Genomic DNA, 22,251 nt, shown 5'->3' on the forward strand with positions numbered 1-22,251 from the left:
CGCATCGCGCCCCGCCGGTCTTCGATCAGTTCAGCGCCCTGCGGTCATCCGCACGAACCCGTCCCAGGCATCAGAGCCGAAGGCGATCCTGGCTACTGCGGGTCGCTTCGAGTCCCTGACGAGAATGGCTCCGGAGACTGCGGCGACCTCGACGCATTCACCACCGTTGCCCGTGCTGTAGCTGCTCTTGATCCAAGCGGCCTCGGGCACAGCCGCCTTGCTGTGCTGCACGCTCATGTGTCTCCCATCAGTTGCTCAATGAACGACACTGACTCGCTCGGTGTCAGCGCCTGTGATCGGAGGATGCCATAGCGCGCTTCCAGGGTGCGCACATAGGCAGCGTCGGTGTAGAGCCGACTGTGGTCCTGTACCTCCGCGTAGGCAAGGCGCTTTCCGTTGTCGGTGTCGATCAGCGAGAAGGGGCCGCCCAATGCCGCGTTGTCCTCTCGGTCGATCGGCATGACTTGCACCTCGACGTTCCTCGACTGGCCCGTGAGGAGGACTTGTTCCAGCGCCTCACGCATGACCTTCCGGCCGCCGATCGGCCTGCGCAGCACCGCTTCTTCGATCACGAAGCTCATCAACGGAGCAGGGCGCCGACGAAAGATCTCCTGCCGCACCATACGCGCCTCGAGCCGCTGTTCGATCACATCGTCCTCCAGCAGCGGCCGCTGCATGTGGAATACGGCTCGGGCGTAGTCCTCCGTCTGCAACAGACCCGGCACTGCGTACAGGGCGTACACGTTCAACGCTGTCGCTCTCGCCTCAAGCCGAGCCATGTCCCGGAAGAACGCCGGATACTGAGCCCGCCCCACCTCCTCCTTCAGCGCCGTGAGCACACCCCCCGCCTCCAACACCTCGTCCGCCTTCTCGATAAACCGAGCCTGCGGAATTCGCCGCCCCTGCTCGATCGACGCCACCGTGTCCGCCGAGTAGCCAAGCCTCTTGCCGAACTCGGCCCGCTCCAGTCCCGCCCGCACGCGCAGCAGCTTCAGCTGCCGTCCGAACGCGGTCACCACGCCCGTCCCCGGCTCGTCCTCCGGCCGCTGCTGCCGCTGCGCCGTCGGCTCCTCGTCCCTCACGGTCACCGCCCCGCCTCCTGTCCTCTCCCCGCGTACCACCACGTACAGCGCCCGCGTCCGCGCCGTACGACGACCCGACGTCAGCGCGTCACCACTGGTCACGCTAGGCCACGAAGCGCCACCGTGAGTGCATGACCGCAACACAACCACCCCTGACGGTGCACAGGTTCGCGATGTGCTTCAGCTCCACCCCGCGGGGCGCCCGCCTGGCCCGGCGCCTGTGCGCGCACCGTCTGGACGCCTGGGGGATCCCGTACGGCACCGACGCGCACGACGTCGTCACGCTCATCGCGTCGGAGCTATGCGCGAACGCCGTACGGCACGGGCACGTCGCCGGCCGGGACTTCCACCTCTCGCTCACCGCCGACCCGGCCACCGGCACCGTACGCATCGAGGTGACCGACACGCGGGGCGAGCGTCTCCCCCGCCTCCCCGCCGACGTACCGGAGGACAGCGACGGCGGGCGCGGACTGTTGCTCGTCGAGGCGCTCGCCGACCGCTGGGGATACTCGCCCCGCGCCGAGGGCGGCCCTGGCAAGACCGTCTGGGCGGAGTGCGCCACGCCCGGCCTGACCTGATCGTGTAGCTCCCCGGCGACCTGGCTGGACGCACGCAGACACGCCCGCGAGACTGATCTCTTCGGACACTCGACGGGGCGGGAGCGGGGACCAGGTGCCGGACGTACGACGGGTCGCGGGGCGTTACGAGCTGCTGGAGCAGTTCAACAACGGGGGCATGGGGGACGTCTGGCGCGGTTACGACGCCGTACTGGACCGGCCGGTCGCCGTGAAGCTGATCCGCCCGCAGGTCGTGACGTCACCGCACCTGGCGGAGGAGTTCGAGAAGCGGTTCCGTCGCGAGGCACGGGTCACCGCCCGGATCCAGCACCCGGGCGTACCGCAGGTGTACGACGCGGTGCTGGACGAGTCGTACGAGCAGCTGTTCCTGGTGATGGAGCTGGTCGACGGCGTTCCGCTCACCGCGTACGTGCACCCGGACCACCCGCTTCCCGTCAGCTGGGCGGTGGCCGTGGCGGCGCAGGTGGCGACCGTCCTCTCGCACGCGCACGACGTGCCCGTCGTCCACCGTGACCTGAAGCCGGGCAACATCCTCGTCGCCCGGGACGGCACGGTGAAGGTGCTGGACTTCGGCATCGCGGCGATCCTCCAGACGGACGTCACCAAGCTGACCGCGACGGGCAGTCCGATCGGCACGCACCAGTACATGGCGCCGGAGCAGGTGCGCGGCGCGCGGGTCACGCCGCGCACCGACCTGTACGCCCTGGGGTGCGTGCTGCACGAACTGCTCTGCGGACGGACGTTGTTCAGCGGGGACAGCGAGTGGCAGCTGATGACCCAGCACGTCAACGCGACCCCGACCCCGCTGCGGCAACTGCGCGACGACGTACCGGCGGGTCTGGAGGAGCTCGTCCTGCACCTGCTCCTGAAGGCACCCGAGGCGCGTCCGGCGGACGTGCAGGAGGTGTACGAGCGGTTGCGGCCCTTCCTGCCGGGGCCTGGCGATGAGTCCGCGCCGGAGGAGGCAGGGCCCGCCGGGGCGCCCGACCCTACGGGGATCTTCCGTCGGCCGTACGCGCCCCGCTCGCGCACCGGTGCCGCGGGCGGCACGCGGGCCGCCGCCCCAGTCGTCGGCCCGGACGCACCGCCCGTCGTGCCCGCGGCCGAGCGGGAGGCGTTGCGGGAGCAGATCCGCGAGGTCCACGCGCACTACGTGGCCCTGATGGAGGAGGAACGGTACGCACAGGCCGCCGACGTGGTCGGTGAGCTGATCGAGCCAGCCGCACGGTCCCTCGGCTCGGAGAACAGGGCGGTGCTGCGGCTGCGTTCGTGGCGGGCGCTCAGCCGGCAGTTGGCCGGCGACCATCGCGCCGCGCTGCCGGAGTTCGAGACGCTGGCCGACGCCTACGGGCGGGTGAGCGGACCGAGCAGCGAAGAGGCGTTGGAATGCCGGGCTCAGGCGGCCCGCTGCCGCGGCGAACTCGGCCAGGTGACCGAGGCACTGGCCGGGCTGAACGGCGTCCTCGAGACCGTCCGCGCCATCGACGGAGACGTCAGCGAGAACGCGGTGGAGCTGCGCCGCGACATCGGCATGCTGCTCCTCGCACAGCAACGGGCTGCCGAGGCCTTCGACGTCCTGGAGCCGCTGCACGAGGACCTGTGCGTGGTGTTCGGGCCTCACGACGAACTGAGCGCCGAGGTGGCCGAGACCCTGGCGGTGATCCGCCTCGATCTCGACGGCGGCCCCTCCCCCTCGCCCTCCTGAGACAGCGGCTCCGCGTGACGGGTGTGGGGCGTGCCGGAGGCCATGAGGCTGGGCGGTCGGCCGACTGCCGACAGTGACCTCATCCCGTCAGCACGGCGCCCAGGCCGGTAAGCCGCAGGACGAACCAGTGCTCGCGCACCAGGACGTGCACGCGGTCGGGGGCGGAGGTCGTCAGGTCGTCGGGCGACCCCGGCAGCGGAATGGTGATCGGTGCGCGGCCGGGCCGGGTCGGGTTCCACACACGCAGGGTGTCGTCCGAACACGTGGCCACGACGAGGTCCTGGTCGGCACGGGCCAGCCGAGCCAGGTGGGTGAGCGGCGTGCCGTCGTGGTTCAGTTCGTGGACGGCGTTCTTGCCGTCGTCGCCTTGCAGGTCCCAGATCTCCAGCGCGGTCCGGAAGTCGTCCGGGTCCTGTACCGGCACCGCCAACTGCCAGTGCCCGGAGGGTGTGCTCACCGCCGCGGGAGGCAGGCCCGGTACCGTCGGGCGGCTGGTCTTGCCCACGCCGTCCGCCCAGTCGGCGGACGAACCGTGCAGCAGGATCAGTCCGTCGTCGGTCATCGCCGCCAGGAGCGCCTTGGCCTGTGGTCGGACACACGGCACCGCGGTCATGGCCGGCCCCTTCCCCAACGCGTCGAGGAGGTGAGTCCGGTCGCCCGGCAGCCACAGCAGCGCCTTCGGCGCGGACTTGTCGTAGTTCACGACAAGCGCCGTCATCCAGCCGGGTGCCGTGGCGGTCCGCAACGAGGCCACGTGCCCGTCGAGTCGGCGCAAGGCCTCCACGGTGTCGCCCGAGGTGATCTCCTCCCGGGTCCCGGCATCGACGAGGTGCAGCCGCCGACGTTCGTGCTCCACCACGACGACGACAGGCCGGCCGTCCGGCAGTACCAACGGAGCGACGTGGTCGACCAGCCGATGGGGCGGCCACAGCCCGGCCCTTTCCCGCCCCCTCGTGTCGGCGAGCCACGCCCCGCCCGTGGCGCCCGCGACCGCCAGGCCCCAGGGCAGGCCGTCGGGTTGCTGCGCGAAGGCAGCGACACGGCGTGCCCGCCTGCTGTCGTAGTCCGGTTGCGTGGGAGATCCACCGCTGTCGGAGGTCCACAGGCGCACCGCGCCGTCCCACCCTGCGGAGGCGAACAGGTCGGGGCCCCGGCCGGGCCGCACCGGGGTGAGCGTGTACGACCCGCCGACGTACGGGGAGTCGCGCCGCCCGCCCGACGACTGCCCTTCCAGGTCCACGGGCACGACCTGAGTCCCGGAAGCGCCCCGGGAGCCCGGCTCCTCGGGCAGGGCGGACATACGGTTCGTGAGCAGGCGCCGTACGGAGCCGGTGTGGGGGTCGAGGACCGTGATCCGCGATCCCCCACCGGCCACCGCGAGGAGGGTGCGGCCGTCCGGCCCGGTGAACGGCGACAGGGCCCGGACTCCACGCACCTTGCCGGGAAGCACGTGACGGAGGGCGAGCCGCTCCACGTCCCACAGCCGCACCGTGCCGTCGTCCCCGCCGGAAGCGGCGAACGTCCCCTCGTCCGAGGTGCCCAGGGACGCGAGCGCGTAGACGGTGCCGGTGTGCCCGCGCAGCACACCGGCGGCCTCCGGCCCCTGCTGCCTGCCCAGGTCCCAGCGGCGGACGGAGCAGTCGGCGCCGGCCGACAGCAGGTACCGGCGTCCGTCGGCGAGCGGTACCGCGGCCACGGCGGTCACTCGTCCCACGTGTCCCGTCAGCACGGTCGAACTCCAGTCGTCCGTGCGCCACAGCCGTACGGACCGGTCTTCGCCCGCGGAGACCAGCACGGTGTCAGGCCCGTCGTCGAACGCGGTGAGGCACAGCACCGTGTCGGCGTGGCCGCTCAGCACGAAGGGGGTCCCGCCGCCGTCCACGTCCCACACGTACAGGTCGCGTCCGGCCGCGGCGACGAGGAGCGATCGTCCGTCGGAACCGGTGAGGCCGGTCAGTGCCGTCACGGTCTCCGTTGGACCGGTCAGCACCATCCTCGTCTCGCCCGTGTCCGGTTCCCACAGCCGTACCGTCCCGTCCCCGCCGGCCGAGGCGACCACGGCCCGCCCGTCAGCGGTGGGGAGCGCCTGGAGGGCCAGCACCGGTCCCGCGTGCCCGTGCAGCACCACGCTGAAGTCGTCGGGGGGCGTGGAGGCGCCCTCCAGCATCGCCTGCACGGGGGTGTGACCCCGTAACCAGCCGATGAGGGCGGGCTCCTCGAACGTGGCTGTCATCAGCAGCACGCGCAGCCGGCCTCGCGGTGACAGCGGATGGAGACGGTGCGCGGCCCGGAGATACAGCCTGGCCACGGGCAGGGTGAACCGTTCGGGCAGAACTCGGACGGCCGCGGCCAGGCGCGTGGGATCGGCACAGACGAGGAAGCCGGGATCCCGCATCACCTCTGGCAGTCGGCGCGCCGCGAGCGCGTGTGCCGGGAGGTGTCTGCGCAGGTAGGGGTGGGCGGACTCCCAGACGGCCGGCCCGCGTCCGGGAAGCGTGGCCAGCAGGGCACGGGTGATCCTGGCGTGCGCGTCCCAGGGTGAGGTGCGGCGGACGTGGTCGATGAGCGCCTGATGATGGAGGCGGTATACGGTCTGGCCGGATTCTCCGGACTCCACCACGTGGAACCCGGCGTGTTCCAGCACCCAGGCGATGTCCCCGTCCCCGTAGCGCGCGCTCCGGTCGGACAGTGCTTCGGCGACTTTCGGCCACAGATCCCGGCGGGGCATCCCGGCGCCCTCCGCCCAGGCGAGGGGGCGAAGGAGGTCACGCAGTCGTTCCGGGTCCGGAGAGCGCTCGAACTCCTCGTCCAGGACGGCTGTCAGATTGCCGGCCAACAGCCGGTTGAGGTCCGGGCTTTCGTCCGGACCCGTGCGGGCCAGCACGCGCAGCAGGGCGCCGGTGGCGACCCGTGCGTAGAGGAAGATCCCGCCGCTGGCGTCGGCGATCCGCTGTGCCCATGCGGCGGCGAGTTCCTCCCGACCGCGGAGCGGGGAGTGCTCGGCGCCCAGCAGGCGCCGCCGTGCGTACGCGGCGAGGTCGGCGCGGGTCTCCGGCTCGTCGTCGAGTACGACCGTCTCGTCGGGTGCGAGTGCCTGCAACAGCGGGCCGGCGCCCGCCGTGACCGCCTTGCCGCCCGCTCGGTACGGACGCGTGCCGACCAGGACGCGTACGCCGGGGAGGTCCGCGAGCGGGCGCAGCAGGTCGGCGGCGATCGGGACCGCCTCGGCCGGTTTCGCCTCGTCGAGCCCGTCGAGGACGACCGTCACCCGTCGGCCGAGTTCACCGACCTGCCGCACCACCTGCACGGCCGGCAGCCAACCGTTCCCGTGCCTGGGCAGGTCCAAGGCGTCGGCGACGGCGCGCAAACAGTCGTCCAGGGTCTTGTTCCGGCAGGACAGCGCCAGATCGACGGAGCCCAGCGGCGGGAGTGCCGAGGTGGGCGTGTCGTGGAGCGCGCCTTCCTCCTCGGCGGCGGCGCGCAACGCGGGCACCGACAGTGTGGCGATCCGGCCGAGCAGCGCGGACTTGCCCGTGCCGGGCGATCCGGTGATCGCGAACAGACCGCGCTCGGCGTCCTCCAGGTAGGCGATGACGCGCCGCAGCAGCTGCTCACGGCCGCAGAAGTACCAGCCGGTTTCCCCCACTTCGATGCCTCGGGCGGAGAGCACGAGGTGCTGGTCCACGTCGGCCGAGCGCAGTCGGCGCAGGCGTTTGGTCTCCACGTCCTCGTCGGGGACGATCGCCGACGGGTGCAGAGGATTGCGCAGTACGGGGACGGGTGCGCCCAGCGCGCGGAACGTCGTCGCGGCGTCGTGGACCGACAGGACCCCGGTGATCGCGTCGGCGAGTTCGTCGGAGCGGATGGTCTCGTCGTGTTCCGTCCAGCGCCGGTCCTCCGGCCCGTGTCGTACGACGTGCTCCAGTGTCTCCGCGAACAGCCCGTCCTCGGCGGTGTCGTAGCCGCGGGCCGACGCGATCACCGCGAAGCGCCGCTCCGGTCCGGCGGCGGTGGTGCGGTCCAGTACTTCGCAGATCTCCGCCGCGACCCTCGAAGCAGCGGTTCCGCCGGCACAGCAGTCGAGGAGGATCAGGACCTCGTGGAACTCCCGGTGGGCCAGGAAACGGGCCAGGGCCCTCGCGGTGATCGCGGTCAGCTCGTCCAGGCGCGCACCCGGGGAGTCGGCGGCGACCAGGAAGTACTCACCCGCGTCGACGCAGCCGTGTCCCGTCCAGTACAGAACCAGCCGTGAGCCGCCGGCGTCCCAGGCGCGCAACCGCTGGGTGATGGTGGCGAAGTCGCCGCCGACCGCGAGATCCGGCAGCTCGTGACCGTAGCCGAGGCCGCGGAACAGCCGGTAGAGGCGTTCCACACTGGATGGCACATGGCTCAGCCTCGGCCAGCTCGTGTCCTGATAGTCACCGATGCCGACCAGGACGAAACGGCCGTCGTCCGTCATTCACGCCACCGCACTTGCCGCTCCCCGTCGCTGTCCCCCTGGTTCCCGACGGCGTCCGTGCGCCGCTGAACGGGGCGGACCCGTGGGCGCGGTCGTAGCATGGGCCTGCCGTCGGCCAGCCGCATGGTAAGGCCGAATGAACAGCGGGGGGAATCGGTGCCGACACTTCCGGTGACGGACCTGGTCGTGGTCCTGCCCGGCATCATGGGCAGTGTCCTGGCCAAGGACGGGCGCGAGGTGTGGAACCACACGCTCGCGGTGGCCGGACGGCACGCGCTGAGCCGGTTGGACGAGGTGCGGGCACTGACCCTGCCGCGCGACATCGGGGACGCCGACCCCGAGGACGGGGTCGAGGCGGTGGGGCTGCTCAAAGGGCTGCACATCCTGCCGGGTGTCTCCGCGATCGACGGCTACGGCACGCTCCTGGCCTTCCTGGAAAGGCGGTTGCGCGTGTCCGAGCGGGACGGCAACCTCCTGCCCTTTCCCTACGACTGGCGGCTCTCGGTCCGGCTGAACGCGCGCAGACTCGCCGCCGACGTGGAACCGGCACTCGCCGCGTGGCGCGAGCGTATCGGCGACCCGACTGCGCGAGCCGTCTTCGTCGCTCACTCGATGGGGGGTCTGGTGGCCCGCTACTACCTGGATGTCCTCGGCGGCAGCCGGCACGCCCGCGGTCTCGTCACCATCGGCACCCCCTACCGCGGTTCGGTGAACGCACTCACCTCGCTCCACGGGGGTGTGGCACCGCGTCTGGGCCGGCTCTCCGAGCCGTTCACCGGGCTGGCACGTTCCCTGCCGTCGCTGCACCAGCTGTTGCCGACCTGGCGGTGCCTGGTCGGCGCGGACGGTACGCGATCCGCCTTGGACGGCGTCCACGTCGACGGCGTGGACGGGTACCTGGCCGTCGACGCGCTGCGGTTCCACAAGGAGCTGGACCGTGCCGGCGGTGACGGCTACGCGCTGCACGTCTTCGGGGGCTGTCGTCAGCCCACGCGCCAGTCCGCGCGGCTCGGCGACGGTCACCTCGACGGCTTGCGGGACGTGGACGGCACCGACCATTTCGGTGACGGCACGGTCCCCCGGTTCTCCTGCTTCCCGGCCCAGTCGCCCGACGACTCAGCCGTACGCTTCTTCGCCCAGAAACACGGGGCGCTGCAGAACGAACGGGCACTGCTCAACCAGGTGGAAGCCCTGCTCACCGCGCGCGATCCGCGCGAATTTCTCGGCGGTGGGGTGGAGTTGACGGTCGACGTGCCCGAGGTCGTCGACGGGCCGGACTGTCCCGTGGAGGTGACTGCCGACGACGACCGGCTGCTGCTGTCCGTCGCGGCCGAGGACGTCGAGACGGGCCGGACCGGCGCACGCAAGACCCTGCGCAACCATGGGGACGGCCGCTACAGCACCCGTCTCGAACTACCCGCCCCCGGAACCTGGCGGGTGGGCGTGGGAGACCCGGTGAACAGCGGACGGGTGCACGACGTGAGCAGCGTGGTGCTGGCAATCCAGCCATGACATGTGCCAACGGGGTCCGATTTTCCTTCACTAGGATTCACCCATGCCGCAGCTCGCCTTCGACATCGGTTTCTTCGCCGAGCTTCCCAAGCTCCAGCCCCCGGTCAGGAAGGGCGTCCTCGACGCCTGGGAGAAGTTCAACCGGCTCAGTCTCGATCAGCTCTTCAAGGATCAGGGGCTGAAGCTGGAGAGCCTCGTGAAGGCGAAGGACAAGCAGATCCGGACGATCCGCATCGACCAGTTCTGGCGCGGTGTGGTGCTCGCGCCGCCCACCGGGGACACCTTCGTCCTGCTGCGGGTGATGCAGCACGACAAGGCCATCGCCTGGGCGATGAAGCAGAAGTCCAGCATCAACGAGGTGACGCGGGCCGTCGAGATCAGGGACGCGGCGACCCTCGACGAGATCACACCCGCCTACGAACGGGTCGCGGACCACTCGTCGAAGGTACGGCTCTTCGCGAAGTTCTCCGACGGGGACCTCAAAGCCCTGGGCATCGACGACGAGACGCTTCGGCAGGCGCGGTCGCTCGTCGACCAGGAACAGCTGGACGTCTTCGCTCCCCTGCTGCCGCAGGACCAGCGGGAGGTGCTGCAGTACCTCGCCTCGGGCTGCACGGTGGAGGAGGTCTGGCAGGACATCGTGGCGCCGGCGCTTCAGGCGTCCACGAAGCCGGTGGACACGGGGGACTACGAGACCGCGATCCAGCACACCCGGGCACGGATCGCGCTGGTGACGGCTCCCGAGGAGCTGCGGGACATCCTGGAGAAGCCCTTCGCCGCTTGGCGGGTCTTCTTGCACCCTTCGCAGCGGAAGGTGGCCTACCGGGCCTCCTACTCCGGCCCCGCTCAGGTCACGGGCGGGCCGGGCACGGGCAAGACCGTGGTCGCACTGCACCGGGTCAAGCATCTGCTCGGGTATCTGCGGGACGGCGACCGAATCCTGCTCACCACGTACACCAACGCGCTCGTCAACGCGCTCCGTTCGGGTCTGGAGTCCCTGGTGGAGGATCCGGAGCTGCGCGAGCGGGTCGACATCTCGACCGTGGACGGCTTCGCGGGCCGGGTCGTCGCGGAGGCTCCGGGCGCGGTGACGCTGCGGCCGCTGATGAGCAACGAGGAGGTCAGCCGCTGGGGCAAGGCCGCCAAGGCGACGGGCTTCACGGGCAGCGCGCAGTTCCTGGCGCAGGAGTACCGGCATGTCGTCCTGGCCCAGGGCATCGGCAGCCTGGCCGAGTATGAGGCGGCTGACCGGCGGGGCCGGGGCAGCAGGCTGACGGCGGCCGAACGGCCGCTGGTGTGGGAGACGGTGGAACGGTTCACGGCCGGTCTCGCGGCGGACGGGTGCCGGACCTGGCTGCAGACGTGCGTGGAGGCGGCGGGGCTGTTGGAGGCAAAGGGGCCGCCGTACCGGCATGTGGTGGTGGACGAGGCGCAGGACCTGCATCCGGCGCAGTGGCGGCTGCTGCGCGCGGCCGTTCCGGCCCGCCCTGACGACTTGTTCATCGCGGGCGACCCGCATCAGCGCATCTACGACTCGAAGGTCTCGCTCAAGTCCCTCGGCATCAGAGTGACGGGGCGGTCGGTGAAGCTGCGGAAGAACTACCGCAGTACGCAGGAGATCCTGCGCTGGTCCACGGCCCTGCTGATCGGCCGGCCGATCGCCCAGCTCGAGGACGAGGGCCGCAACGAGACCCTGCTCGGCTACCGCTCCGCTCTCCACGGCGACGGGCCCGCCGTACGGGGCGCGGTGAGTGAAGAGGCCGAACTGGACGCTCTGGTCGACCAGGTGCGGGCGTGGATGGACGCGGGCGTGGGTGCCGGGGAGATCGGGGTGAGCGCCCGGTTCAACAAGACGTGCGCGAAGGCCGTGGCGCACCTGAAGGACGCGGGTGTCCCCGCAGTGTCCTTGCGCAACGCTTCGGGCGACTCCGCAGCGGGCGAGGGGGCGGCTGTGCGGGTCGGAACCATGCACTCGTTCAAGGGGCTGGAGTTCCGCTGCGTCGCGGTCGTCGGTGTCAACGACGAGGCGCTGCCGTTCGCGAAGGCGGTCACGCCACCCGACGTGGACCCCAAGCAGCACGAGACGGACATGATGTCCGAGCGCTGCCTGCTGTTCGTGGCCTGCACGCGTGCGCGGGACAGTCTCTCCGTTTCCTGGTCAGGTGCGCCGAGCCCCTTCCTGACCGAAGCCGGCATCACCACCCTCTGACCTTCGAACCTCGGAGCATCCACCTGGAACCACTGCACGGCCACGATTAATTGATTGACACCGCTTTCACCGGCATGGTTGAGTACTCACGCTTCCGGTGGTGCCTGGGGGGACATCGCCGGAGGCACCTGACCCGCATGCCCGGAGGTCGGTCGGCGCCTCGCCGCCTCGGTTGCTCCGCATCGTCACACTTCAGGATGACCATGAAGATCAAGCGCGTTCGCATCGAGAACTTCTCCTGTCTGCGCAGCCTCGATGTCTCCTTCGACTCCATCACTTCGCTCATCGGGCCGACGGGTGTCGGCAAGTCCACCGTGCTGCGTGCGCTGGACTGGTTCTTCAATGGTGAGAAGGGCGGCATCCTCAGCGAGGAGGACGTGCACTCCGCGGCGGAGACGAAGCGGATCCGTGTGGAGGTCGAGTTCGACGGACTCACCGCTTCCGACCGTTCCATGCTCGGCCACTACGCGCCCGACGGGCTGGACACGCTGAGCATCTGGCGCACCTGGGAGAACGGAGAGGACCGGATCACGGGCAAGGCCCTGGCCTATCCGCCCTTCGAGCAGATCCGGGACGGCGGCGGCAGCCGGGAGAAGACGGCCGCGTACAAGGCGTTACGCGACCAGGACCCGGCACTCGGCCTGCCCGCCGTCCGTAGCTGGGACGCCGCCGAGACGGAGATGCGGTCCTGGGAGGCGAGGAACCGCGGCCGTCTCGCCGAGGCCGAGGTGGAGGGCACGCACTTCTTCGGCTTCGCCGGCCAGGGACTGCTCGGCAAGCTCATCGACTTCGTCTTCATCTCGGCCGATCTGCGGGCGTACGAGGAGACCGACGACAACAAGACGACCGTGGTGGGGCGGATCCTCGAGCACGCGGTCGACCGCTCGGAGGCGGAAGCCCAGTTCACGGCCATCGACGAGAATGCCCAGGCGGCCCGCGAAAAGGTGCACAGGGAGATCTACGAGCCGGTGCTCGCGAGGCTGTCCGGCGCCCTGTCCATGGAGGTCGGCCGGTTCACCACCGGTCGGGACGTCGTCGTCACCCCGACGGCCCAGGTACCCAAGCGGGCCAAGACCGCGTTCGCGGTCAACATCCGTGACGGGGCGGCTCTGACACCGGTCCGTCGTCAGGGACACGGATTCCAGCGTGCGCTGATCATCGCGGCGCTCAGGTACCTCTCGGAGTGCCGCCGCCCCGAGAACGGCACGCGCTCGCTGTGCCTGGCGATCGAGGAGCCCGAACTGTTCCAGCACCCGGCGCAGACCCGGGTCTTCGCGCAGGTGCTGCGCAGCCTGGTCGCGTCCGCCGAGGACCAGACACAGGTGATGTACGCGACGCACAGCCCGGTGTTCATCGACCCGAGCGACTACCAGCAGGTCCGCAGGCTGTATCGGGTCAGCGGTGGCGAGCATCCGGAGGTGAGCCTGCGCGCCCTCACCGAAACGGAGCTTCGGCAGTCCCTTGAGGACCACGTGTCGGAGAAGGCCATCGCACGTCGAGGCGCCACGCGGTACGTCAAGGAGCTTGCCGAGGCACTGTTCGCCGACGTCGCCGTCCTGGTCGAGGGCGCCACGGACGAGAGCGTCCTCCTGGCCTTCGCCGAGCGCCAGAGCTTGAGCCTCGGTGCCGAAGGCATCTGTGTGGTGAACGCCGAGGGCAAGGGCAACATGATCCTCTGCCACGCCATCCTCACCGGGTTCGGCGTACGCTGCCACCTCGTCTTCGACGCGGACACCGGGCCGAGGAAGGTGGCCGACGCGGACACCGAGAAGAAGACGGCAAGTCTTCGGGACAACATCGCGAAGAACGCGAAGATCCTCAGCTATCTGCGGGCCACGGGCGCAGCCAGCCCCGCGAGCGCGAGCGAGGCGACGCACACCGTCTTCGAGGACGACCTCGACAGCTACCTCAAGGACGACTGGCCCGCCTGGAACGCCCGCCGCCTTGAACTGATCGCGCGGGGCGAGGGCTACGTGGACGGCAAGCACGGGCCGACGTACGCGGAGGCCGCACGCACCGCCGACGGTGAGCCGAAGTTGTTGCACGAACTGATGGAAAACGTGAGGGCCATGACGGGACCGCCGACGCCTCACGCCTAGCACGTACGCACAAGGTTCATGCCCTTCCGGTCGGCCTCCGACCGTAGGCTGTCGCTGGAGAAAAAGGGGAGACGATGACTGACGACCGCAAGGGGATCGTTCCGGTGTGGACGCTGGCGACCGGTGATGTCCGGGTGCCCGCATTGACCGGGGACGGGCCTATGACGGCTGAGCGCCTGGCTGAACTGCGCGGGGCACTGGCCGCCCTGGCCGACGAGCCGATCGCCACACTTGAGGCATATCCGCTGCCCGACAAGCTCGACCGCGGCCGCGGCATCCCGCTCGATGCCGCGAGCCCTTTGGCGCAGCACCTGTCGCAGCTCATCACGCAATCGGCGCGGAGTTCCTCGTCGGCTACGGCGACAGCGGCCGGCGAAGGCCTCTACCGCATGGTGATCCCGGCGAAGCTCGCCGCCCAGGTCGGCCAGGGCTGTCTCAGCCCGATGGTGGCGAAGGGCACGTCCGGTGCCCTCCGAAGCGCGCTCGTGGACTCTTCGGGGAAGATCGCCGGCGCCGCGACGTTCGTGCCGGTCGGTCAAGCGGCAACGGCGGGCGCGGTCGGTGGAGCCGGTGCGACGGCGGGCGTGGCGGTCGGCGGCAGTGCGATGCTCACCGTGGCCGCGCCGCTCGTGCTCATGGCCGTGGCGGTGGGGGTGAGCGCACACGCCGACGGCAAGCGTCAGCAGGCCATCGAGCACATCACGGAAATGCTGGAGCAACTGCAGGAGCAGGAGCTCGAACAAGAGCACAGCACACTCGACGGCTGCCGGGACGCCATCGACAAGGCCACCGCCATCCTGCTCGACCAGGGCAGGCCCGGGGTCTCGCTGGGCCTGGACTCGGCGGTGCACGCCATCAACTCCGCGCTGGGCGCCGTCGATCGCCGCCTTGCCAAGTGGCAGAGCGCACTCGACAAGCTACCCGAGGGCCAAGCCGTCGATCTCGGCACGCTGACCAAGTCGTTCCCCGGAATCGACGACCAGGGTGGCATCTTCCGCGCCCACCTGGAACTGGCCACCCTCGCCATCGCGTTGAAGCGGCGAGTCGTCGTCCTGCAGGCCGTCGAGCACGCCCAGGGCGACCCCAACAACCTGTTCCAGAGCTTCACCCGTGTCCTCAAGCGCGACCAGCAACGCCTCGACGCCCTGGAGACGGGCCTTGCCGGCGTCCTGGTCCGCCTGTCGACGCTGGAGCTGGCCCGCCCGCACGGACTGCGACCCGTCTTCACGAACGCGGAAGTCGATCGTCTGATGCGCGCTGCGCATCGGGTTCGTCAGTTGGGTGACGGCGTCGTGGTCGACAGTCGCCCGACGGACGTGGCGATCGAAATCGCTCGCGAGGAGAACGGTTCGGTAGTCGTGTTCCCTGCGCTTCCCGCTTCGGCGTAGGCGCGACGGACTTCACTGTCCGGCGAAGTACTGGGCCTTCCTGATTCAGGCCTTTGTGATGCGTGGCGAGCACCACCGCCGGGCAGCGCGACCGCTAGGTTTTCGCGCTGCCCGGATTGCCCGCAACGGGTGGTCGGCACTTGTATCCCTGGCCACTCCAGCCGTCCGCCCTACGGGTACTACACCGCCAGCGCGTGCAGCTTCTTGCCGTGCAGGGCGAAGACGTGCTTGCCGTCGGTTGCCACCAGCCAGGCGTGGTAGTCGCCCGTCCTGTCGTTGAACGTCCAGCGCACCGCGCCGGTCCTCGCGTCGATGGCGATGATGCCGCCCTGCTTGTCCAGGTCCGTGGCGCCGTAGAGGGTGTCGCCCGCCTTGACATACTGCCGCGGCACCTGGAGTCCCGCGTCCGCGAGAGCCTCGGACTTCCAGAGCTGTCTGCCGGTGCTCGGGTCCACGGCCCACATGGTCCTGGCGCTGTCGGCGACGTAGAGCACGTCCGCCAGTGCGGCCGGTTCCCGGAAGAGGGCCGTGTCCGACGCTTCCAAGGACCACTTCTCCTTGCCGTCGGCCAGGTTGAAGGCCTGGAGCACGTTCCCTTGGGGGACGATGACCAGGTCCTGGTGGACGGTGAAGAAGCCGTAGTTCGTCTTGGTCGTCTTGTGCGTCCACACCTGCCCGCCGCTCACGGTGTCGCGCACGGTGAGGTTCTTCTTGAAGTCGGTGTAGACGAGGTGGCGGCCCCGGACCGCGGCGTGGATGCCGTTCTGCTCGGTGCCGACGTCGCGCTGTTCCTTCCAGGCGATCCTGCCCGTGGTGCTGTTGAGGGCGGCGATGACGTTGGTCTTGGACGAGCCGTCCTTCTCGAGGATCTCGGCGACGACGTACACCTGCTCCTCGTCCACCGCGATCGGTCGCGGCTGCCGGTACTCCTTGCCCAGCCGGCTGCGCCAGGTCTCCTTGCCGGAGGCCGGGGCGTATCCGATGACGGAGCCGTCGTAGTCGCTGCTGGCCAGGTACAGGGTGTCTTCGCTGAGCAGCAGGGGTGCGCCGGGGATCGCTCCGCCCGGCAGGGACCACTTCTGCCCGCCGGTCGCGGCGTCGAGGGCGGCCAGCGGGCTGCCACTGGCGATCACGACGCCGCCCGCGGCCACCAGTTCGTCGTTGTCCCCGTAGGTCTCGGCCGAGGTCGGCTTCGTCCACAGCGGTTTCGGAGCCTGGCCCTTCTCGCCGGCACCGGCGCCCGCACCGCCACCGTCTCCGGAGCCCTCGCCGCCGCCCTTCGGCGCGTCGCCGCCGGCGTTTGCCGGCTCCTCGACCTCCACGGCGTCCTCGTCGCACCCGACCGTACCGGTGGTCAGCGCCGCCAGCGCGAGACCGCTGCCGGCCAATCGCAGTACCCGCCGCCGGGAAGGTGGACCGGACGCCTCCGGTGTTCTGTCGTCCGACGTGCTGTCTCGCCCGGCCATGTGCCGTACCCCCGTGATGCGTCAGTGCAGGAACCCGAACCGGAAGGCCCACGCCGTACCGAACATACGGACGTGGGCCTCCGCGACCAGGAACGTTAGCCGGGCTACCGTGCCGCCCACACCGCCAGATCCCAACCGCGACAGCACCGTGAAGCAATCGAGACAACTCGTCGCCGATCACCCCACGTGCCTCACGACGGTGCTTCGGGCGGCCGCGCCGCCTGGTCTCAGGCCTTCTCCTCAGCCGGGTCGAGGGCTTTCCCCAGGAGATGCACCAGCATGCGCAGCTCCTCGTCCCCAAGCCGTGCGAAGGGCGTCAGCGCCAGCGTCGCCTGGATGACCGCCGCCCGCACGCGGCGCCCGTCCTCCGTCAGGACCACGACGCGTGAGCGGCGGTCGGCAGGGTCGGCGGAGCGTTCGACGAGGCCGCGGTGGGTGAGCTGGTTGATGACGAAGCTGAGGTTGGGCGCGTTGCAGTACAGGCGGCCGGCCAGTGTCTTCATCGAGGGCGGTGCCTCGTCCGGGTCGATGGCCCACAGGGCCTGGGCGGTCGCGGGGGTCAGGCCGTGCTCCGCCAGGACGCCCTCGATCCGGTCGCCGGTCCGCATGAAGAGCTCGTGGTTCGCCGCCACCGCCGCCTCGAGGGTGCTTCGCGTCATGGGCCCATCGTACGCCTATTTACTTCGAGACTCGAAGTGTATGTTGGGGGTCAAGGGATTGCTTCGAGGCTCGAAGTACCTGTCCACGGGCCGCGCCATGCCTTCTTGCGGTCGCACTGCCTTCAGTCGCACCGCCTTCAGTCGCACTGGCTTCAGCCGCACTCCCACCAGCCGTACTTCCTCCAGCCGCACAGAAAGCACTCGCGCATGTACGACTACACGAACACCACTGCCCTGGTCACCGGCGCGTCCAAAGGGCTGGGCGAGGCCTACGCACGGGAACTCGCGTCCCGAGGAGCGCACTTGGTTCTCGTCGCCCGCTCGGCCGACGCGCTGCACGCCCTCGCCGACGAGATCCGGGCCACGCATTCCGTCCGCGCCGACGTGATCGCCGCGGACCTGTCCGACCGGCGGTCGCCGCAGCGGATCCTCGATGCCCTCGACGGGCTCGGCCTCGACGTGGATCTCCTGGTCAACAACGCCGGGATGGGGGCCGTAGGGCCCTTCCTCGGCCGGCCCCTCGAACCCAATCTCCAGTCCGTCGACGTGAACGTCACCGCCCTGGTCGGACTGGTCCACCTCCTGGGTGCCCGCATGGTCGCACGCGGCCGCGGCGGCATCGTCAACATCGCGTCCACCGCCGCCTTCCAGCCCATGCCGTACCAGGCGAGCTACGCCGCCACCAAGGCGTTCGTGCTCTCGTTCACCGAGGCGGTCGCCGAGGAGGTCCGCGGCACCGGCGTACGCGTGATGGCGGCCCACCCGGGAGCCACCGCCACGGAGTTCTTCGACCGGACGACCGCCTCCATGAACCCCAGGTTCACGGATGCTCCCGCCGACGTGGCCGTCAGGACGCTCGACGACTTCGCCCGGGGCCGGGCCGTCTCCTTCCCCGGGCGGGCGTCCCAGCGCGTCGGGGTGTGGGCGTCGAGGGTGCTGCCTCGCACCACGGTCACGCGTGTCACGGGCGCCCTCAATCGCCGACTGGGGTTCCACGACGTCAGCGATCGCGACCCCGCCGCCGCACCGGGGCAGTGATGATCCTGGGGGGCATTCGGCGCGCGGAGCCAGGGGTGAGCGGCGCGCAGTGCCTGTGTGCCCCGTTGCCCCCGGCCTTCGCCGACGCGACCACGGAGCGAGACGTGTGGTACCGGATGGCGAAGACGTCACCGCGCGCCCGATCCGGACAAGCATCGGTGATCCGGACTCAACGACCGTTGCCTCTCGGCGCGTTCATCACATAGGGTCCCGTCAGCGACACCGGGCGTCAGCCCCCGAACCGGGAGTGCAACGGTGGCATCACCCTCTCCCCTCTCCGAAACCCTGCGTCGTCTCGACGGGGTCGTGCAGGAGAAGGAAGTCCGCTCGAAGCTGCTGGACGCGGCGGAGCTCGCCCGCCGGACGGCGCTGCCGGTGTCCACCGTCCGCACCCTGCTCCGGGGCGGCACACCACCGGACGACTCCGTCAACGACCGGGTACGGACGCGGATCGCCGCGCTCGCCGAAGCCGAGATGGCCGCGACCGGCAAGCGCATGTCCGACCTCGCCGCGGACATCTCCGAGCGGCTCGGTGTCTCCGGGTACTGGGCCCGGCAGGTCTGCGGCGGCAAGAAGGTGCCCAGTGTCGAGCTTCTGCACGGGCTCGTCGAGTACTTCGGGGTCGAGGACGGAGAGGCGTTCTTCACCGCGTCGGCCGCCGACGCGCTCAACCGCGTCCTGCTCCCCGCCCTGCACGCGCTGGAACACCCCGAGAACGATCCCGTGCTCGCCCTGATGGACCGGTACGGGGTGAGGTCCGCCGACCTGCGCGCCCACGGCTCCCTGACACGTGAGCAGTTGGAACGCCTTCTCGAAGGAGTCCTGCGGTCCGTCGTACCCCCGGACGGAGGTCGCGAGCGGTGAGCACCAAGGCGATGAAGTCCTTACTCTCCGTCCTGGGCCGGCACACGGCGGGGGCCATTCAGCGGCCGGCCGAGCCACGGGAGGTCATGGAAGCCTTCTGCGCGGCCATGAGCGCACGCACCGGTCGGCCGATCCGCCTTGTCTTCCGGGGGTTCCCGCCGGACATTCCCGTCTCCGGCATGCGCCTGGACTGCGGGGACCACTCCATCATCGTGGTAGAGGAACACACTGTTCCCGAGGCGCAGTTGGTCATCCTGGGGCATGAGCTGTGGCACGAGGAGCAGGGGGACTGCGGACACCACGTGGCGGGGATGCCGGCCGCCGCCCGGGCGCTGCCCACCGAGCAGGCCGGGGAAGTGGTCGAGCGGGCCGTCGAGCGGATCCTCGCAGCGCACGAGGTGCCCCCGGACGCGCTCCTCGCCGTCGCGGCCCGAGCCGGGTCCCGCGACGACCACGAGGCGGACGCCGAGACGTTCGGGCTCCTCTTCGGCCGGGAGGTCCGCACCTGGGTGAAAGGCCGTTACGCGCAGGGCCCGGTCAGTGCGGACACCGTGGAAGGCCGCATCAATCTGTCCCTGAGCAGCCGCGGCGGGCACCTGCGGTCATGAGCCCGTCCTTCCACATTCCCTACATCCTGCCCACCGCTCTGCTGGCGCTGGCCCTCGTGCTGAAGCTCCCCACGTTCGTGCGGGCCTCGCGCGACCCGGACGTCAGGGCGACCACGCTCCTGCTGATCTGGGCCACCGCGGTTCTGGTCGTGATCACCCCGGTCAACATAGAGCGGCTCAACGACCTCACGGGTGTACCGAACATCGCCTCCCCTTGGGCCTACTCCTTCCTGACCGCTTTCTGCGCCACCGGCCTGACCATGATCGTGCGTTGGCGCGAGGCACCGTCGGTGAGACGGCGGCGGAGGATCCGCCGCATCTACTGGATCTACGCGGGGATCGTCGCCGTCCTGTGGCTGACGTTCATCCTGGCCGACGTCCCCACGGCGCGCGTCTACGACCTGGACACCTACTACGCCGGCACCCCCTGGATGCGCGAGCACATCCTCCTCTACATCGCCGCGCACACGGTGTCGTCGCTCGTGGCGGTCTCCATGCTGTGGAAGTGGTTCCCCGAAGTGGCCAACCGCTGGCTGAGGGCAGGAGTGGTGTTCCTGCAACTGGGCTTCGCGTCGGGGCTCGTCTTCGATGTCGCGAAGACGGCCGCGATCGGCGCCCGATGGTCGGGGCACGACTGGGACGTGCTGAGCACCCAGGCCGCTCCCCCGTTCGCGCTCCTGGAAGCCGTCTTCGTCGCGCTCGGCTTCATCGTGCCCCAGGCCGGGCCCTTCCTGCAGAAGTGGATCCGGGACCAGAGCGAATACCGTCGGCTCGGCCCGCTGTGGCACGCGCTGCGCGGCCTCGCCCCGGCGGCGGCCGAGGCGCGCTTCGGCCCCTGGACCCCGCTCGACCTGCGCCTGCTGCAACGCCGGCAGCGGATTCACGACGCCCTGCGTCTGCTCGGCCCCTACGTCGACCCGGCGCTGTACCGGCGGGCATACGAGGCCGCGCGGTGCGGGGACGGGGTCCCGGACGCGGACGGTGTTGCCGGGGCTCTCACGATCAGTGCCGCCATCGGCGCCTACCAGCGGGGCGGGCCTTCCGTCGCGGACCCGCGGGAGCCGCAGGCAGGGGTGGTCGTGAGCGGTCGTATCGAAGGCATCGCCTCCGCCCTGCACCGGCCCCGCATCCTCGAAGACGTCCGCCGACGCATGACCAGCACAGAAAGCGCTCATCACCATGGCTGAAGCACTCGTCACCCGCCGGCCCACCGCAGTGGTCATCGGCGCCGGCGCCTCCGGCCTCTTCGCGGCGGCGGCCCTCACGGACTTCGCCGACGTCACGATTGTCGAACGCGACCGTCTCCCCGGCGGACCCGAACCGCGCAGGGGCGTGCCCCAGGCCCGTCACGCCCACCTGGTGTGGAGTGGAGGGGTCAAGGCCTTCGACGATCTCGTCCCCGGCCTCACCGGTGACATCGTGGCACGCGGCGGGCGCCTGGTTCACATCATGGGCGACATGGTGTCCCGGGCGCCCAACGAAGTGTGGTTCCGCCGTTTCACCACCACCCATCACCGCAACCTGGTCTGCTCCCGCGACCTCCTCGACTTCGTCCTGCGCCATCGCGTCCTGGCCGACGAGCGGATCACACTCCGCGAGGGGACCACCGTGCTCGGCCTGGAAGGCGACGCCGCGGCGGTCACGGGTGTCCGCATACGCACCGACGGCGAGGAGAGCGTCCTGCGCGCGGACCTGGTCGTCGACGCCTCGGGCCGGGGGTCCCGTGCCCCGCAGTGGCTCACCGGCCTGGGAGCGCCGAGCGTCACGGAGCGCGAGGTCAACGCCGGTGTCGTCTACGCCACCCGCCTCTTCCACGCCCCCGAGGCGACCCGGGGCGTCGGGTTTCCCCTCGTCAACGTGCAGGCGACCCCGGCCAAGGCGCCGGGGCGAGGGGGCATCATCCTGCCCGTCGAGGGGAACCGCTGGATCGTCACGCTCGCCGGCACCCGCGGTGGTGAGCCCACCGACGATCCCGATGCCTTCGTCGACTTCGCGCTCGCACTCGACGATCCCGTCATCGGCGAACTCGTCAAGGGCCTCGAGCCGCTCGGAGACGTCATGACCACTCGTGCCACGGCCAACCGTCGTCGCTACTACGAGCAGGTCAAGCGCTGGCCGGACGGCTTCCTCGTCCTCGGCGACGCCGTCGCCGGCTACAACCCGGTCTACGGCCATGGCCTGACCGTCGCCGCCCAGTGCGCGCTCGCCGTCCGCGACACGCTCAGCGCCACAGGGCTGGGGCAGCCGGGCCTCGCACGCCGGCTTCAGCGCGTCGCCGCACGGCCGGTGGCCGGCGCATGGGATTTGGCGGTTGGCCAGGACGCGCTGTATCCGGGAGCGACCGACACCCGGCCCAACGCCGTCGAACGGCTTCTCGCCCGCTTCGTCGACAAGGCCGTGGAGACCGGCGCACGCAATCCGCGCGCCATGGGTGCCCTGCTGGACGTCATGAGCCTGGAGCGACCTGCCACTCGGCTGTTCTCGCCCGACATGCTCATCCCCATGGTCATCGGTCCCCGAAGGCCGCATCTGCAAGGCCCGCCCCTCACCGACGCAGAGCGAAAGAGCGCCATGCCGTAGCGCC

At 70.4% G+C, this 22,251-nt stretch carries 16 protein-coding genes; 11 read left to right on the forward strand and 5 right to left on the reverse strand.

Annotated elements, in window-relative coordinates:
- Window positions 1-30: 30 nt before the first annotated feature.
- Window positions 31-237 (reverse strand): DUF397 domain-containing protein, encoded by a 207-nt coding sequence (locus NI25_RS37250; RefSeq protein ID WP_078884512.1) that lies wholly within the window; start codon window positions 235-237, stop codon window positions 31-33.
- Window positions 234-1,088 carry a helix-turn-helix domain-containing protein gene (locus tag NI25_RS05260; protein WP_061441323.1) on the reverse strand — a complete coding sequence of 285 codons (855 nt, stop codon included), beginning with the start codon at window positions 1,086-1,088 and terminating at the stop codon, window positions 234-236. Before NI25_RS05260 ends, NI25_RS37250 begins: the two co-directional genes overlap by 4 nt.
- Before the next feature lie 125 nt (window positions 1,089-1,213).
- Here NI25_RS05260 and NI25_RS05265 point away from each other — a divergent pair, with 125 nt between their 5' ends.
- Both NI25_RS05265 and NI25_RS05270 read left to right on the forward strand, forming a co-directional pair.
- Window positions 1,214-1,660: an ATP-binding protein gene (locus tag NI25_RS05265; RefSeq protein WP_078884513.1), complete on the forward strand. Its 447-nt coding sequence runs from the start codon at window positions 1,214-1,216 to the stop codon at window positions 1,658-1,660.
- Window positions 1,661-1,817: 157 nt separating this feature from the next.
- A complete protein-coding gene (locus NI25_RS05270) occupies window positions 1,818-3,365 on the forward strand; it encodes a protein kinase domain-containing protein (protein ID WP_420710805.1) in 1,548 nt (515 codons plus the stop codon).
- A gap of 79 nt (window positions 3,366-3,444) precedes the next feature.
- Here the strand turns inward: NI25_RS05270 and NI25_RS05275 are convergent, their stop codons facing one another.
- Window positions 3,445-7,824 (reverse strand): WD40 repeat domain-containing protein, encoded by a 4,380-nt coding sequence (locus NI25_RS05275; protein ID WP_061441326.1) that lies wholly within the window; start codon window positions 7,822-7,824, stop codon window positions 3,445-3,447.
- A 171-nt stretch (window positions 7,825-7,995) separates the two neighbouring features.
- Between NI25_RS05275 and NI25_RS05280 the strand changes: the two genes are divergently transcribed.
- From NI25_RS05280 to NI25_RS05295, 4 genes are all read left to right on the forward strand, one after another.
- Window positions 7,996-9,336: a lipase/acyltransferase domain-containing protein gene (locus NI25_RS05280; RefSeq protein ID WP_061441327.1), complete on the forward strand. Its 1,341-nt coding sequence runs from the start codon at window positions 7,996-7,998 to the stop codon at window positions 9,334-9,336.
- A gap of 43 nt (window positions 9,337-9,379) precedes the next feature.
- Window positions 9,380-11,545: a DEAD/DEAH box helicase gene (locus NI25_RS05285; RefSeq protein WP_061441328.1), complete on the forward strand. Its 2,166-nt coding sequence runs from the start codon at window positions 9,380-9,382 to the stop codon at window positions 11,543-11,545.
- Between the two features lie 203 nt (window positions 11,546-11,748).
- Entirely contained in the window at window positions 11,749-13,644 is a 1,896-nt protein-coding gene (locus NI25_RS05290) for an ATP-dependent nuclease (protein WP_078884515.1), read from the forward strand.
- Window positions 13,645-13,718: 74 nt separating this feature from the next.
- Window positions 13,719-15,032, forward strand: a complete 1,314-nt coding sequence (locus NI25_RS05295; RefSeq protein WP_061441329.1) for a hypothetical protein — start codon at window positions 13,719-13,721, stop codon at window positions 15,030-15,032.
- A 179-nt stretch (window positions 15,033-15,211) separates the two neighbouring features.
- On the opposite strand, the gene NI25_RS05300 is transcribed toward NI25_RS05295, so the two are convergent.
- Together NI25_RS05300 and NI25_RS05305 are read right to left on the reverse strand one after the other, a co-directional pair.
- Window positions 15,212-16,498, reverse strand: coding sequence for a PQQ-binding-like beta-propeller repeat protein (locus tag NI25_RS05300; RefSeq protein ID WP_061441330.1), 1,287 nt, complete (start codon window positions 16,496-16,498; stop codon window positions 15,212-15,214).
- A 227-nt stretch (window positions 16,499-16,725) separates the two neighbouring features.
- Complete coding sequence (locus NI25_RS05305) at window positions 16,726-17,157, reverse strand: MarR family winged helix-turn-helix transcriptional regulator (RefSeq protein ID WP_061441331.1); 432 nt, start codon at window positions 17,155-17,157, stop codon at window positions 16,726-16,728.
- 207 nt (window positions 17,158-17,364) lie between these two features.
- Between NI25_RS05305 and NI25_RS05310 the strand changes: the two genes are divergently transcribed.
- The 5 genes from NI25_RS05310 to NI25_RS05330 all read left to right on the forward strand — a co-directional run bounded on the left by NI25_RS05310 (window position 17,365) and on the right by NI25_RS05330 (window position 22,247).
- Entirely contained in the window at window positions 17,365-18,195 is an 831-nt protein-coding gene (locus NI25_RS05310; RefSeq protein ID WP_061441332.1) for an SDR family NAD(P)-dependent oxidoreductase, read from the forward strand.
- 255 nt (window positions 18,196-18,450) lie between these two features.
- The gene (locus tag NI25_RS05315) at window positions 18,451-19,059 is read left to right on the forward strand and encodes a hypothetical protein (RefSeq protein ID WP_061441333.1); all 609 of its coding nucleotides are present in this window, start codon (window positions 18,451-18,453) and stop codon (window positions 19,057-19,059) included.
- Entirely contained in the window at window positions 19,056-19,667 is a 612-nt protein-coding gene (locus NI25_RS05320; RefSeq protein WP_061441334.1) for a hypothetical protein, read from the forward strand. The genes NI25_RS05315 and NI25_RS05320 overlap by 4 nt, the downstream gene beginning before the upstream one ends.
- Window positions 19,664-20,854 (forward strand): MAB_1171c family putative transporter, encoded by a 1,191-nt coding sequence (locus NI25_RS37255; protein WP_078884516.1) that lies wholly within the window; start codon window positions 19,664-19,666, stop codon window positions 20,852-20,854. Before NI25_RS05320 ends, NI25_RS37255 begins: the two co-directional genes overlap by 4 nt.
- The gene (locus tag NI25_RS05330; RefSeq protein ID WP_061441335.1) at window positions 20,847-22,247 is read left to right on the forward strand and encodes an FAD-dependent monooxygenase; all 1,401 of its coding nucleotides are present in this window, start codon (window positions 20,847-20,849) and stop codon (window positions 22,245-22,247) included. The genes NI25_RS37255 and NI25_RS05330 overlap by 8 nt, the downstream gene beginning before the upstream one ends.
- Window positions 22,248-22,251 lie beyond the last annotated feature (4 nt).

The organism is Streptomyces sp. CCM_MD2014 (assembly GCF_000772045.1).
GTDB classification, from domain to species: domain Bacteria; phylum Actinomycetota; class Actinomycetes; order Streptomycetales; family Streptomycetaceae; genus Streptomyces; species Streptomyces salinarius.

Coding starts and splice junctions, on each gene's coding strand:
- NI25_RS37250 (WP_078884512.1), bottom strand. CDS start 237: ATGAGCGTGCAGCACAGCAAGGCGGCTGTGCCCGAGGCCGCTTGGATC.
- NI25_RS05265 (WP_078884513.1), top strand. CDS start 1,214: ATGACCGCAACACAACCACCCCTGACGGTGCACAGGTTCGCGATGTGC.
- NI25_RS05270 (WP_420710805.1), top strand. CDS start 1,818: ATGGGGGACGTCTGGCGCGGTTACGACGCCGTACTGGACCGGCCGGTC.
- NI25_RS05275 (WP_061441326.1), bottom strand. CDS start 7,824: ATGACGGACGACGGCCGTTTCGTCCTGGTCGGCATCGGTGACTATCAG.
- NI25_RS05285 (WP_061441328.1), top strand. CDS start 9,380: ATGCCGCAGCTCGCCTTCGACATCGGTTTCTTCGCCGAGCTTCCCAAG.
- NI25_RS05290 (WP_078884515.1), top strand. CDS start 11,749: ATGAAGATCAAGCGCGTTCGCATCGAGAACTTCTCCTGTCTGCGCAGC.
- NI25_RS05295 (WP_061441329.1), top strand. CDS start 13,719: ATGACTGACGACCGCAAGGGGATCGTTCCGGTGTGGACGCTGGCGACC.
- NI25_RS05300 (WP_061441330.1), bottom strand. CDS start 16,498: ATGGCCGGGCGAGACAGCACGTCGGACGACAGAACACCGGAGGCGTCC.
- NI25_RS05305 (WP_061441331.1), bottom strand. CDS start 17,157: ATGACGCGAAGCACCCTCGAGGCGGCGGTGGCGGCGAACCACGAGCTC.
- NI25_RS05310 (WP_061441332.1), top strand. CDS start 17,365: ATGTACGACTACACGAACACCACTGCCCTGGTCACCGGCGCGTCCAAA.
- NI25_RS37255 (WP_078884516.1), top strand. CDS start 19,664: ATGAGCCCGTCCTTCCACATTCCCTACATCCTGCCCACCGCTCTGCTG.
- NI25_RS05330 (WP_061441335.1), top strand. CDS start 20,847: ATGGCTGAAGCACTCGTCACCCGCCGGCCCACCGCAGTGGTCATCGGC.